This window comes from Xylophilus sp. ASV27 (genome assembly GCF_016428875.1).
Lineage (GTDB): Bacteria > Pseudomonadota > Gammaproteobacteria > Burkholderiales > Burkholderiaceae_C > Xylophilus.
Genome location: NZ_JAELTO010000014.1, coordinates 47,175 through 57,500, shown reverse-complemented (window position 1 = coordinate 57,500; position 10,326 = coordinate 47,175). Strand labels below are relative to the sequence as shown.

13 protein-coding genes are annotated in these 10,326 nt (G+C 71.1%); 11 read left to right on the top strand and 2 right to left on the bottom strand.

What is annotated here, in order from left to right:
• Nucleotides 1-191: hypothetical protein (locus tag JHD63_RS05145; protein ID WP_198969673.1), on the bottom strand; the 191-nt coding region annotated here is incomplete at its 3' end.
• On the opposite strand from JHD63_RS05145, the gene JHD63_RS05140 reads away from it, so the two are divergent.
• Both JHD63_RS05140 and recJ read left to right on the top strand, forming a co-directional pair.
• Nucleotides 190-450, top strand: a complete 261-nt coding sequence (locus JHD63_RS05140; RefSeq protein ID WP_198969672.1) for a hypothetical protein — start codon at nucleotides 190-192, stop codon at nucleotides 448-450. The genes JHD63_RS05145 and JHD63_RS05140 overlap by 2 nt on opposite strands.
• Nucleotides 447-2,168 carry a single-stranded-DNA-specific exonuclease RecJ gene (recJ, locus tag JHD63_RS05135; RefSeq protein WP_198969666.1) on the top strand — a complete coding sequence of 574 codons (1,722 nt, stop codon included), beginning with the start codon at nucleotides 447-449 and terminating at the stop codon, nucleotides 2,166-2,168. The genes JHD63_RS05140 and recJ overlap by 4 nt, the downstream gene beginning before the upstream one ends.
• On the opposite strand, the gene JHD63_RS05130 is transcribed toward recJ, so the two are convergent.
• Nucleotides 2,145-3,821 carry a methyl-accepting chemotaxis protein gene (locus tag JHD63_RS05130; RefSeq protein ID WP_198969665.1) on the bottom strand — a complete coding sequence of 559 codons (1,677 nt, stop codon included), beginning with the start codon at nucleotides 3,819-3,821 and terminating at the stop codon, nucleotides 2,145-2,147. The two genes, recJ and JHD63_RS05130, sit on opposite strands and share 24 nt — an antisense overlap.
• A gap of 213 nt (nucleotides 3,822-4,034) precedes the next feature.
• Here JHD63_RS05130 and JHD63_RS05125 point away from each other — a divergent pair, with 213 nt between their 5' ends.
• From JHD63_RS05125 to JHD63_RS05085, 9 genes are all read left to right on the top strand, one after another.
• A complete protein-coding gene (locus JHD63_RS05125) occupies nucleotides 4,035-4,889 on the top strand; it encodes a 3',5'-nucleoside bisphosphate phosphatase (protein WP_198969664.1) in 855 nt (284 codons plus the stop codon).
• Between the two features lie 93 nt (nucleotides 4,890-4,982).
• On the top strand, nucleotides 4,983-5,624 hold the full coding sequence (locus JHD63_RS05120) for an L-threonylcarbamoyladenylate synthase (RefSeq protein ID WP_198969663.1): 642 nt from the start codon (nucleotides 4,983-4,985) through the stop codon (nucleotides 5,622-5,624).
• 31 nt (nucleotides 5,625-5,655) lie between these two features.
• The gene (locus JHD63_RS05115; protein ID WP_198969662.1) at nucleotides 5,656-6,324 is read left to right on the top strand and encodes a site-2 protease family protein; all 669 of its coding nucleotides are present in this window, start codon (nucleotides 5,656-5,658) and stop codon (nucleotides 6,322-6,324) included.
• Between the two features lie 34 nt (nucleotides 6,325-6,358).
• Nucleotides 6,359-7,651 carry a tryptophan--tRNA ligase gene (locus JHD63_RS05110; RefSeq protein WP_198969661.1) on the top strand — a complete coding sequence of 431 codons (1,293 nt, stop codon included), beginning with the start codon at nucleotides 6,359-6,361 and terminating at the stop codon, nucleotides 7,649-7,651.
• 17 nt (nucleotides 7,652-7,668) lie between these two features.
• Complete coding sequence (locus tag JHD63_RS05105) at nucleotides 7,669-8,262, top strand: IMPACT family protein (protein WP_198969660.1); 594 nt, start codon at nucleotides 7,669-7,671, stop codon at nucleotides 8,260-8,262.
• Nucleotides 8,263-8,453: 191 nt separating this feature from the next.
• Complete coding sequence (locus JHD63_RS05100; RefSeq protein WP_198969659.1) at nucleotides 8,454-8,618, top strand: hypothetical protein; 165 nt, start codon at nucleotides 8,454-8,456, stop codon at nucleotides 8,616-8,618.
• A 197-nt stretch (nucleotides 8,619-8,815) separates the two neighbouring features.
• Nucleotides 8,816-9,268, top strand: a complete 453-nt coding sequence (locus JHD63_RS05095) for an Hsp20/alpha crystallin family protein (RefSeq protein ID WP_198969658.1) — start codon at nucleotides 8,816-8,818, stop codon at nucleotides 9,266-9,268.
• A 26-nt stretch (nucleotides 9,269-9,294) separates the two neighbouring features.
• A complete protein-coding gene (locus JHD63_RS05090; RefSeq protein WP_198969657.1) occupies nucleotides 9,295-9,705 on the top strand; it encodes an Hsp20/alpha crystallin family protein in 411 nt (136 codons plus the stop codon).
• Nucleotides 9,706-9,756: 51 nt separating this feature from the next.
• Nucleotides 9,757-10,290, top strand: coding sequence for an Hsp20/alpha crystallin family protein (locus JHD63_RS05085; RefSeq protein ID WP_198969656.1), 534 nt, complete (start codon nucleotides 9,757-9,759; stop codon nucleotides 10,288-10,290).
• Nucleotides 10,291-10,326 lie beyond the last annotated feature (36 nt).

Genomic DNA, 10,326 nt, shown 5'->3' with positions numbered 1-10,326 from the left:
CCCCCCCCCCCCCCCCCCCCCCCCCCCCCCCCCCCCCCCCCCCCCCCCCCCCCCCCCCCCCCCCCCCCCCCCCCCCCCCCCCCCCCCCCCCCCCCCCCCCCCTTGTTCAAGCAGAAGACGGCATACGCGATTTCCTGTACGGTCTCGTGGGCTCGGAGATGTGTATAAGAGACAGACGCTGGCCTGCGCATGCCGCAGGCGCTGCGCGAGGCCGCGCTGCGCGACGACTGGGCCGGCTGGGCCGCGGCCTGGCAGCGCCTGGACGAGGCCGAGGTGGCCGAGGCCCTGGCCGCCGCCGAGGCCGGCGAGCCGGTCACCCTGATCCTGTGCGGCGAGCGCAACGCGGTGCGCTTCGAAAAGTCGGCGCGCAGCGCCTGGCGGCGCCTGACGCACGGGATTTCGAGCATTTTTGGCGCGCAGCCCAATCAGTATCCTGGCATGAAGCTATGAAAATAATAGCGAGAGACGTTCCCCCCCGCGCCGCCTGGGCCTTGGAGCAGGCGGGGCTGCATCCGCTGCTGGCGCGGCTGTACGCCGCGCGCGGCGTGCAGCGCCATGAAGAACTGGACGACGGCCTGGCGCGCCTGCTGCCGCCGGCCGGCCTGCTGGGCGCCGAGGCCGCGGCCGCGCTGCTGGCCGACGCGATCGCGCAGGACCTGCGCATCTGCATCGTCGCCGACTACGACTGCGACGGCGCCACCGCCTGCGCCGTGGGCGTGCGCGGCCTGCGCATGCTGGGCGCGCGCCGGGTCGACTACCTGGTGCCCGACCGCGTGGTGGACGGCTACGGCCTGACCGCCGCCATTGCCGAGCGGGTGCACGCGCGCGGCTGCGACCTGCTGCTGACCGTGGACAACGGCATCGCCAGCGTCGAAGGCGTGGCGCGGGCCCGCGCGCTGGGCATGCGCGTGCTGGTCACCGACCACCACCTGCCCGGCCCGCTGCTGCCGCAGGCCGACGTGCTGGTGAACCCGAACCAGCCCGGCTGCACGTTCGAGAGCAAATCCATCGCCGGCTGCGGCGTCATGTTCTATGTGCTGCTGGCCCTGCGCGCGGAGCTGCGCAAGCGCGGCGCGTTCGACGTGGCGAGCCAGCCCAGGCTCGACGCCCTGCTGCCGCTGGTGGCGCTCGGCACCGTGGCCGACGTGGTCAGGCTCGACGCCAACAACCGCCGCCTGGTGGCGCAGGGCCTGAAGCGCATCCGCGCCGGCGCCATGCCCCCGGGCGTGGCGGCGCTGTTCAGCGTGGCCGGGCGCAAGGCCGCCGCCGCCACCACCTTCGACTTCGGCTTCGCGCTCGGGCCACGCATCAACGCCGCCGGCCGGCTGGCCGACATGACGCTGGGCATCGAATGCCTGCTCACCGAAGACGCCGCGCGCGCCGCCGTGCTGGCCCAGACCCTGGATGCGATCAACCGCGAGCGCCGCGAGATCGAGGGCGGCATGCGCGAGCAGGCGCTGCTGGCGGCCGAGGCGCTGTTCGACGCCGACGCGGCGGGCGCCGAATCGCTGCCGCCGGCCTTCTGCGTGTTCGACGCGGGCTTTCACGAAGGCGTGGTCGGCATCGTCGCCTCGCGCCTGAAAGACCGGCTGCACCGGCCGGTGTTCGTCTTCGCCGCCAGCGCCGCGCCGGGCAAGGAGCATGAAATCAAGGGCTCGGGCCGCTCCATTCCCGGCTTTCACCTGCGCGACGCGCTCGACCTGGTCGCCAAGCGCCACCCCGGCGTGCTGCTGAAGTTCGGCGGCCACGCCATGGCCGCCGGCTGCACGCTGGCGCGCGCGCATTTCGAGGTGTTCCGCACCGCGCTGGCGCGGGTCGCCGACGAATGGCTGGACGCCGCCACCCTCACCCGCCGCATCGAGACCGACGGCCCGCTGGCGCCCGAGTACTGCCGCGCCGAGCTGGTCGACACCCTGCACCGCGAGGTCTGGGGCCAGGGCTTTGCCGCGCCCACCTTCAGCGAGGAAGTGCGGGTGCTGAGCCAGCGCCTGATCGGCGAGAAGCACCTGCAACTCAAGCTGATGCACCAGGGCCAGCCGGTGGACGGCATCTGGTTCGGCCACACCGAAGCGCTGCCGGCGCAGGTCAAGCTGGCCTTCCGGCTCGACGTCAACGAATGGCGCGGCGAGCGCAAGGTGCAGTTCCTAGTGGAGGGCGTGGAATTTTGAAAAGACCTCCCGGCCCTTGTGCCCGCCCGCCATCGCCACGGCCAGCGGGGCTGGGCCGGCGGCCGCCGCAGCCAGCGCCGGCAATGCGGCGGCCGGCGCGGCGCCGCCCTCCAGCCTGAACACCGCGATCACCTCCGACAGCCGCCGCGCCTGGTCGCGCAGCGAGGACGCCGCCGCTGCCGACTGCTCCACCAGCGCGGCGTTCTGCTGCGTCATCTGGTCGAGGTTGCCGACGGCCTGGTTCACCTGGCCGATGCCGTCGCGCTGCTCGGCGGAGGAGGCATGGATCTGCGCGATCAGGTCGGCCACCTGGCGCACGCTGCGCACGATGTCCCCCATGGCCGTGCCGGCCTGCGCCACCTGGCGCGAACCGGTGTCCACCGTGGCGACCGAGGCGCCGATCAGGTCCTTGATCTCGCGCGCGGCCTGGGCGCTGCGCTGGGCCAGGCTGCGCACTTCCGCCGCCACCACGGCAAAGCCCCGGCCCTGCTCGCCGGCGCGCGCGGCCTCCACCGCCGCGTTGAGCGCCAGGATGTTGGTCTGGAAGGCGATGCCGTCGATGGTGCCGATGATGTCGCCGATGCGCCGCGAAGCAGTGCTGATCTGCTCCATGGTGGCGACCACCCCGCCCACCACCTCGCCGCCGCGGGCCGCGGCCTGTGCCGCGCTGCCGGCGATCTGGCTGGCCTGCTGCGCGGTGCTGGCCGCCAGCGACACCGTGCCGGTGAGCTGCTCCATGCTGGCGGCCGTCTGCTGCAGGTTGGAGGCGGCCTGCTCGGTGCGGGCCGACAGGTCCTGGTTGCCATGCGCGATCTCGGCCGAGGCGGTGGAGACCGACTCCACGCCGCTGCGCACCGCGCCCACCACGCCGCGCAGGTGCCGCACCATGGCGGCCTGGGCCGCGAGCAGTTGGCCGAATTCATCGCGCCGGAGCACATCGGGCACCGGGCTCAGGTCGCCCGCGGCGATCGACTCCGCCATCTGCACCGCATGCGCCAGCGGCTGGACCATGGCGCGCACCAGCACCGCCGCCAGCACCACGCCGGCCAGCAGCAGCACCACCGCGCCGGCCACCGCCGCGAAGGCCGCATTGCTGCGCCCGGACTGCATCCGCGCCACGGCGTCGTCGCGGGCCTGCTGCTGCAGCTCCACGAATGCGTCCACCGCCGACACGTAGCGGGCGATGGCCGGCAGGAAGGTGGACTGCACGAATGCGGTCGGCACGGCAGCGCTGGCGGACGCCAACTGCAGCTCGCGGGCCTTCTGGTGGAGTTCGAGCACGGCGCTGCGCTCGGCCGCAATGCGCTGCAAGGCCTCCCGCTCGGCGGGGCCGGTGGCCTCGGCCTCGACCTTCTTCTGCAGCGCCAAGATGGCGGCCACCCCGGCCTTCACGCGCTCGTCGAACAGGGCCACCAGAGCGGAGTCCGCGCTGGCGTTGCTGACCATCACGCGCTCGCCGACCGTCTCGATGGCGCCGCGCCACTGCACGGCCGTGGCGATGCGCTCGTCGTAGGAGCGGATGCGGGTGAGCGCCTCGTCGGCCAGCGCCGAGGCGCGCTGCTGCGACCACAGGCTGATGGCCAGCATGAGGACGAGCAGCCCGAGGATGCCGCCCCAGAGCTTGTGCGAGACGCGGATGTCATTGAATTTCATGGTGAACAGGTAAAACGAAGAAACACCGCAGCGCAAGCAAGTCCTGCGCCTGGGTCGTGACACCGCCAAGCCGCAAGAATCAAGCAAAAAAGGCTTGTAGCCCATATTTTTCCTGGGCCATCAGCTATCAAATAAGTAGCATGGCGAGGCGCGGCAGGCCCTCCGGCAGACCCTGCTCCCGCCAGGGCAAGGCGCGCGCCCTAGAATCCGGCGGTGGCCACCTTCTCCAACGCCGATCTGCACTGCCATTCCGTCATCTCCGACGGCACGCTGACGCCAGAGGAGCTTGCCTCGCGCGCCAAGGCGCACGGCGTGGAACTGTGGGCCCTGACCGACCACGACGAGATCGGCGGCCAGCAGCGCGCCGCCGCCGCCGCCAGGGCCCACGGGCTGCCCTACCTCACCGGCGTCGAGATCTCCGTCACCTTCGCCAATGAAACCGTGCACATCGTCGGACTGGGCTTCGACCCGGACGACGCCGCCCTGCGCCAGGGCCTGACCGACACCCGCGGCGGCCGCGGCGCGCGCGCCCGCGACATGGCCGCGCAACTGGAGGCCGTCGGCATTGCGGGCGCCTACGAGGGCGCGCTCCGGTACGCCGGCAACCCGGCCCTGGTCGCGCGCACCCACTTCGCCCGCTTCCTGGTGGAAACCGGCGTCTGCCGCGACACCTCCGAGGTGTTCCGCAGGTACCTGACCGAGGGCAAGCCCGGCTACGTGCCGCACCGCTGGGCCTCGCTGTCGGACGCGGTGCACTGGATCACCTACGCCGGCGGCGTGGCCGTCATCGCCCACCCGGGCCGCTACAAGTTCACCGCCAACGAGGAATTCGCGCTGTTCAGCGAATTCAAGGCACACGGCGGGCGCGGCGTCGAGGTGGTCACCGGCAGCCACACGCCGGCCGAGTACGCCACCTATGCCGACATGGCGCTGGAATTCAACCTGGCCGCCTCCCGCGGCAGCGACTTCCACAGCCCCGCCGAATCGCACACCGACCTGGGCCGCCTGCCGCCCCTGCCCGCCGCCCTGACGCCGGTCTGGACGCTGCTGGAAGACCGCATCCAGTGAGGCCCCGGCGCGGTGGCCCACGCGCGCCAAAGCCGTATCGTGGTGCAACCGGCGCTGGCCGGAGCCGCGCATCGGCAGACAATCCACTCCACCATGGCCCAGTATTTCGAAGTCCATCCCGACAACCCACAGCCGCGCCTGCTCAAGCAGGCTGCCGCCCTGCTGCAGCGCGGCGGCGTCGCGGCGGTGCCGACCGACTCCAGCTACGCGCTGGTCTGCCGCCTCGACGACAAGGACGCGGTCGATGCGCTGCGCCGCATCCGCCAGGTCGATGAGCGCCACCACCTGACGCTGCTGTGCCGCGACCTGAGCGAGCTGGCCAGCTATGCGCGCGTGGACAACCGCCAGTACCGGCTGCTCAAGCTCGGCACGCCCGGCGCCTACACCTTCCTGCTGGAGGCCACCAAGGAGGTGCCGCGCCGCGTCAGCCACCCGCAGCGCAAGACCATCGGCCTGCGCGTGCCGGACCACCGCGTGCTGCAGGAACTGCTCGCGCAGCACGGCGGCCCGCTGCTGGCCACCACGCTGATCCCGCCGGGCGAGAGCGAGCCGCTGAACGACGCCCCGGCCATCCGCGCCCGCTTCGAGAAGCTGCTGGCCGCGGTGGTCGATGCCGGCGCCTGTCCGGCCCAGCCCACCACCGTGATCGACCTGGTGCCGATGGACGCCGGCGGAGATCCGGTGGTGGTGCGCCAGGGCGGCGGCAGCCTGGCGGCGCTCGGCCTCGCGGGCTGAGGCCGGACGGCCGTCTGACACAATCCTGCCTGTGGATTTCTCCAACCTGCTCCAGACCGTTCTCATCTACGCCCTTCCGGTGCTGTTCGCCATCACGGTGCACGAGGCCGCACACGGCTATGCCGCGCGCCACTTCGGCGACAACACGGCGCTCGCGCTGGGCCGCATCACGCTCAACCCGCTCAAGCACATCGATCCGGTCGGCACGATCCTGATGCCGGTGCTGCTGTACTTCGCGACGTCGGGCGCCTTCCTGTTCGGCTATGCCAAGCCGGTGCCGGTCAATTTCGGGCACCTGCGCAATCCCAGGCGCGACATGGTCTGGGTGGCGCTGGCCGGCCCCGGCTCCAACTTCGTGCAGGCCATTCTGTGGGCGCTGATGCTGGTGCTGCTGGTGGCCTTCGGCGTGCAGGAGCGCTTCTTCCTGGAGATGGCGCGCGCCGGCGTGCTGGTGAACCTGGTGATGTGCGCCTTCAACCTGTTTCCGCTGCCGCCGCTGGACGGCGGGCGCGTGCTGGTCGGCCTCCTGCCCTGGAAGCAGGCGCAGCTGCTCTCCCGCCTGGAGCCCTATGGCTTCTTCATAGTGCTGGCGCTGGTCCTCACCGGCATCGTCGGCCGCCTCTGGCTGCAGCCGCTGATGTCGGCGGGCTACGCCATCATCAACCTGCTGATCTCGCCGCTGGTCGCGCTGCTGCGCTGACCGGCGCTCTTCCTCCCGCTTTGTTCGTTAGCCCATGCGTCCCACGCGCTTCCTGACCGGCATCACCACCACCGGCACTCCCCATCTCGGCAACTACGTCGGCTCGATCCGCCCGGCCGTCATGGCCAGCCGGCAGGCCCATGTCGAGAGCTTCTACTTCCTAGCCGACTACCACGCGCTGATCAAGTGCGACGAGCCGGCGCGCATCCAGCGCTCCACGCTGGAGATCGCCGCCAGCTGGATCGCCGCCGGGCTGGACCCGCAGCGCGTGACCTTCTACCGCCAGTCCGACATCCCCGAAATCCCCGAGCTGACCTGGCTGCTGACCTGCGTCACCGGCAAGGGCCTGCTAAACCGCGCCCACGCCTACAAGGCCGCGCTAGACAAGAACCAGGCCGCGGGCAGCGACCCGGATACCGACGTCAGCGCCGGCCTGTTCATGTACCCGGTGCTGATGGCCGCGGACATCCTCCTGTTCCAGGCGCACAAGGTGCCGGTCGGGCGCGACCAGATCCAGCACATCGAGATGGCGCGCGACATCGCCGCCAGCTTCAACCACCTCTACGGCGAGCACCTGGTGCCGCCCGAGGCGGCGATCGAGGAGTCGGTGGCCACCCTGCCCGGCCTCGACGGCCGCAAGATGAGCAAGAGCTACGACAACACGATCCCGCTGTTCTCGCCGCGCGAGGAACTCAGGCGCCGCATCGGCTCCATCGTGACCGACTCGCGCGCGCCCGGCGAGCCCAAGGACACCGAGGGCTCGGCGCTGTTCCAGATCTACCAGGCCTTCGCCTCGGCCGAGGAAACCGCCGCCCTGCGGCAGGCCTACGCCGAGGGCATCGCCTGGGGCGACGCCAAGCAGCAGTTGTTCGAGCGCATCGACCGCGAGGTCGCCCCGCTGCGCGAGACCTACCAGGATCTCATGGCCCACCCGGCCCGTGTCGAGGAACTGCTGCAGGCCGGCGCCCTCAAGGCGCGCCGCCTGGCCACGCCGCTGATGGCCACCCTGCGCGAAGCCGTGGGCCTGCGCCGCCTGGGCACCGCCGCCGCGCCCCGGCCGGAGAAAGCGGAACGTGCCAGCCTGCCCGTTTTCAAGCAGTACCGCGAGGCCGACGGCCAGTTCCGCTTCAAGCTGCACGACGCCCAGGGCGCGCTGCTGCTGCAAAGCCGCGGCTACGCCAACCCGCGTGAGGCCGCCCAGGCCATCGCCGCGCTGCGGCAAGCGGGCGCCGACCTGCCCGCGCTGCTGGCGGACTGCGCAGAGGGCGCGGCCGACGCCCACGCGATAGCTGCCGCCATGCAGGCGCTGGCCGCCGCCAAGGGCTGACGGCCCTTTCCGCATCCGTGCCCTGGACGCTGGCCGCCCCCGGCCACAGCGAGCTGATCCTCAAGAAGAGCCGCTTCCTGGGCTGCGTCCAAGCCGTGGAAGACCGCGCCGCGGCCCAGCGCCGGGTGGCGGAGCTGCGCGCCCAGCACCCGGGCGCCGCCCATGTCTGCTGGGCGCTGCTGGCCGGCGGTCAGTCGGCGGCGGTGGACGACGGCGAACCCGGCGGCACCGCAGGACGTCCGATGCTCGACGTGCTGCGCCACCAGGACCTGGAAGGCGTGCTGGCGACGGCGGTACGCTATTTCGGCGGCGTCAAGCTCGGGGCCGGCGGCCTGGTGCGGGCCTACACCGATACCGTGGCCCAGGCGCTGCTGCAGGCGCGGAAATTGCCGGTGCAGCGCCTGATCCGCCAATGCTGCGAGGTGCCCTACGCACTGGAAGGCATGCTGCGGCGCGAACTGGACGCCGCGGGCGCCACGCTGCTCGACGTACGGCACGGCAGCACGGTACGGCTGCGCTGGCGACTGCCGCAAGGCGCTGCCGCCATGCTGCTGCAGCGGCTGCAGGAGCGCGCCCAGGGGCGCCTCGTCTGGCTGCCGGATACGGAGTGAGGACCGGCGCATTGCAGCACGAAACAACTACGGATTTTTCCACCGTTTACGTGACTTTTTACTGGAGGCATAGCGCTTTGCGGGCTACGCTCTCACCTATGTAGGCCGCATCCGGCACGAGGCGCCCACCTCGTCCGGCAGATCGCCATCCGCGGCCAGGGTGCAATCAAGTCATGCTGCTGGAGATCATCATGAGACGTTCGCTCCGCACCGCTCTTGCCGCCTTCACCGCCACCATCGTCGTGGCCATCTCGGCGGCGACTGCCGTCCTGCTTCCCGACTACGCGGCCGAGGCGACCAACCTGGGCATCGTGCAGGTGGACGAACTGTTTCCGCTCGGCGCCTTCGAACGCTGAACCAAGTCTTCCGCTGGTCTTTCTCTCAACGGCCGCCGACGCGGCCGTTTTTCATCGGCGCACGCCCGCCGGCCACGGCGCCACCAAAGCCGCGTTGCGCACCCCCTTGAAACCATTTCCGCAGGCCTTAATTCCGAGTCGAGCCGGCTGGACTGGTTTGCCCGCCGGTGTCTTTCAACCCCATCGGAGGACACACCATGTATGCATCGTTGTTGAATCACCCGAGCAGCCTGTTTGGCCAGTTCGAGCGGCTGCGCCGTGAACTGGACGACGTGTTCGGCGTTTCCGCGCTGCCCAGCAGCATCCGCTCGGTCGCGCCGGGCACCCTGCCGGCGATCAACGTCGGGCGCACGCCCACCAGCGTGGAGGTCTATGCCTTCGCGCCCGGCCTGGACGCCTCGAAGATCGACGTGAGCCTGGACCGCGGCGTGCTGCGCATCGCGGGCGAGCGCGCCAGCGGCATCCCCGCGGACGACCCCAAGGCGCAGGTCTATACCCGGGAGCGCGGCGCCGGCAGTTTCGCGCGGACGGTCTCCCTGCCGGACGACGTGGATCCGGCGCAGGTGAGCGCGAGCTACCGCGACGGAGTGTTGCAGGTCAGCATCGCGCGACGCGAATCGGCCCAACCCAAGCGCATCACCGTGCAGTGACACCCCCCATCCAAGGAGAGAACATCATGAGCGACAACAAGCAAGTGACGACCCCGTCCGCGGCGAATGGCTCGGCCTCTGCGACGGCGCCCCGTGAGCAGGACCAGCGCGCCGTGCTGCCGGCCGTCGACGTGTTCGAGGATGCCAGCGGCATCACGCTGCTGGCCGACATGCCCGGCGTGCCCAAGGATCAGCTGGAACTCAAGGTCGAGGGCGAGGCCCTGCTGATCGAAGGCACCATGCAACAGCGCATGCCCGAGGGCCTGGAAGCCCTCTACGCCGAGGTGCGCGTGCCGCGCTACCGCCGCAGCTTCACCCTGAGCCGTGAACTCGACACGACCCGCATCGAAGCCAACCTCAAGGACGGCGTGCTGACCCTGCGCATCCCCAAGCAGGCCCATGCGCAGCCGCGCCGCATCGCCGTGACGGCGGGTTGATGGCCAAAGCGGGTGCAAGAACCTGACGCGAACTTTCAGAAAGGAGGAACCATGACCAAGCTTGCAGACCAACTCAAGCAAGGCGCGGATCAGGCCTTGGAGTCGCTCGCGGAAGGCTGGCGCGAACTGAGCAGCCGCGCCAGCAGCGCGCTGACGCGCTTCTGGCCCGCGCCCGCCCATGCCGCCGACACCAGCGGCCCATCCGCCCCGAGCACGCCAGCGGCGCCGCGCGGCGCATGGCCGCGGCTGGGCAGTTGGGCCTTCATGGCGGCGGACGTATTCGACGACGACGACAAGGTACTCGTGCGCATCGAAGCCCCCGGCATGCGGCGCGAAGACTTCAACGTCGAGCTGCATGGCGACCTGCTCACCGTCTGGGGCGAGAAGCGCTTCGACCGCGAAGCCACCGAAGGCCGCTGGCGCGTCGTGCAATGCGCCTACGGCAGCTTCCGCCGCGACGTCGCCTTGCCGGTGCCGGTCAAGGCCGACCAGACGAAGGCGAGCTATAGCGACGGCGTGCTGCGCATCGAGCTGCCCAAGGCCGACGAGGCGCGCGCCCGGCGCATCGCGGTGCAGGGCGCCTGAGGGCGGGAGCGCTGAAGGCCCGTGAGCTCTGCCAGA